This window comes from Streptomyces poriferorum (assembly GCF_019399235.1).
GTDB classification, from domain to species: Bacteria; Actinomycetota; Actinomycetes; order Streptomycetales; family Streptomycetaceae; genus Streptomyces; species Streptomyces poriferorum.
Genome location: NZ_JAELVH010000546.1, coordinates 1 through 1,694, shown reverse-complemented (window position 1 = coordinate 1,694; position 1,694 = coordinate 1). Strand labels below are relative to the sequence as shown.

At 71.1% G+C, this 1,694-nt stretch carries 2 protein-coding genes; one reads left to right on the top strand and one right to left on the bottom strand.

The annotated features are described in order from the left end of the window. Positions 1–30: 30 nt before the first annotated feature. Entirely contained in the window at positions 31–957 is a 927-nt protein-coding gene (locus tag JGS39_RS39490) for a quinone oxidoreductase family protein (protein ID WP_219574582.1), read from the bottom strand. Between the two features lie 82 nt (positions 958–1,039). On the opposite strand from JGS39_RS39490, the gene JGS39_RS39485 reads away from it, so the two are divergent. Next, positions 1,040–1,513, top strand: a complete 474-nt coding sequence (locus JGS39_RS39485) for a MarR family winged helix-turn-helix transcriptional regulator (RefSeq protein WP_219574581.1) — start codon at positions 1,040–1,042, stop codon at positions 1,511–1,513. Positions 1,514–1,694 lie beyond the last annotated feature (181 nt).

Here is a 1,694-nt window from a genome sequence, read left to right as displayed (position 1 = left end):
CTGTCAGCCCTGATGAGTTCGGGGGGCGCCTCAGGGCACGAAGACCAGGCGTTCGCTGGTCTTCTCGGACCATGCCTGCGCGATCCGGGCCAGCGGCACGGCACGGGCCCGCACGTCGATGGCGCCCTCGCTCACCGCCTTTGCCAACTCGGGCAGTTCGGCGATGAAGCCGCGGGCGGGGACCGATCCGATGCCGCTGCCCACGATGTTCAGCCGCGCCGCCCGCAGGGCCGCGGAAGGGACCGGGGCGGACGCGCCCGCCATGGAGCCGATCTGGATCCAGGTCAGCGGGGCGGAGCGGTCGGCGCGGGCGGTGAGCATCGGGAGCATGGCCCCGGCGGCGGGTTCGCCCCAGACGAAGTCGAGGACGACATCGACGTCGGCTGCGGCGGTGACATCGTCGAAGGTCAGCACCCGGTCCGCACCGAGGCCGGTCAGCGCCGCGAGCCGGGTGGCGTCGCGGCCGGCGGCGAAGACCTGGGCGGCGCCGAACCGCTTGGCGATCTGGATGGCCATGCGTCCGGCGTTGCCGGTCGCGCCGAGGATGAGAACGCGCTGACCCTCGCGGAAGGTGATGCGGCGGCGCAGGGCGACCCAGGAGGACATGCCCGGGTTCATCGCGGCGGCGATCCGGACGGGATCCACGTCGTCCGGCAGGACGATGCTCCGGCGTGAGTCGATCACCGTGCGTTCGGCGAAGGTGCCGAGGTTCGTGTCGTCCAGGGCCGCGTAGCGCAGGCGGCCCGAAGGGTCGCGTACGACGCCGTCCATGCTGGGCACCAGCGGGAAGACTCCGGAGGCGGAGTAGTGGCTGCCGTCCGCCTTGGACCGGGTCAGGTGGTGCAGGCCCGCCGCCAGGACGTCCACGACCATGTCGTGCTCGCCCCGTGCCACGGGTTCGGGGTGCTCGCCGTAGACGGGCGGAGCGTCGTACGCCGTGATGATCGCAGCATGCATGAGGAACTCCCAGGTTGGTTTGCATTACCAATCACTATGAGAATTATTGGTAATGCAAACAATGTCAAGTAGGGTGGCGTGCATGGCTCCCGATGACGACGACTCCACGGACGCCCTGGTCGACGGCCTGGTCCGCAGCGCCTTCCAGGTCATGGGGGTGCTCACCCGGCTCGGCGCGGAGCACGACCTGTCCCTCACGCAGCTGCGCGTGCTCGGCATCCTGCGCGACCGGACCCTCCGCATGAGCGACCTCGCGGCGTTCCTGGGGCTGGACAAGTCGACCATGTCCGGTCTCATCGCCCGAGCCGAACGGCGGGGGCTGCTGACCCGCGGTACGAGCCCCGGGGACAAGCGCGCCGTCGTCGTCCTGATCACCGACGAGGGGCGTGCCCTCATCCAGCGCCTGTACGAGGAAGGCAAAGCCGTCCTCGCGCCGGCCACCGGCCGACTCGCTCCGGAGCAGCGCGAACAGCTCGCTCAGCTGCTCGAGCCCCTCCTCTCCCCGCCCTTGCTGGCGGCACCGCGTCCCGAACGCCCGGTGCGCGGCATGCCCTGAGCCAGGGACCGCATCAGCCCTCCTCGTCGAAGCGCGGAGAAGCCGAGGGCGTCGCGCGGCGGGCCCGGCACGTACGCGATGTGGTCCTTCCGGTCCTGGGCCGCACGGCGCAGCCCCTCGGTACCTGGCACCACCCGGGCACCACCTGACCACCTCCGCACCTGACCACCACCCCCCCCAC

Excerpts from the sequence above, each read along its gene's own strand:
- JGS39_RS39490 (WP_219574582.1), bottom strand. The coding sequence starts at position 957 with ATGCATGCTGCGATCATCACGGCGTACGACGCTCCGCCCGTCTACGGC.
- JGS39_RS39485 (WP_219574581.1), top strand. The coding sequence starts at position 1,040 with ATGGCTCCCGATGACGACGACTCCACGGACGCCCTGGTCGACGGCCTG.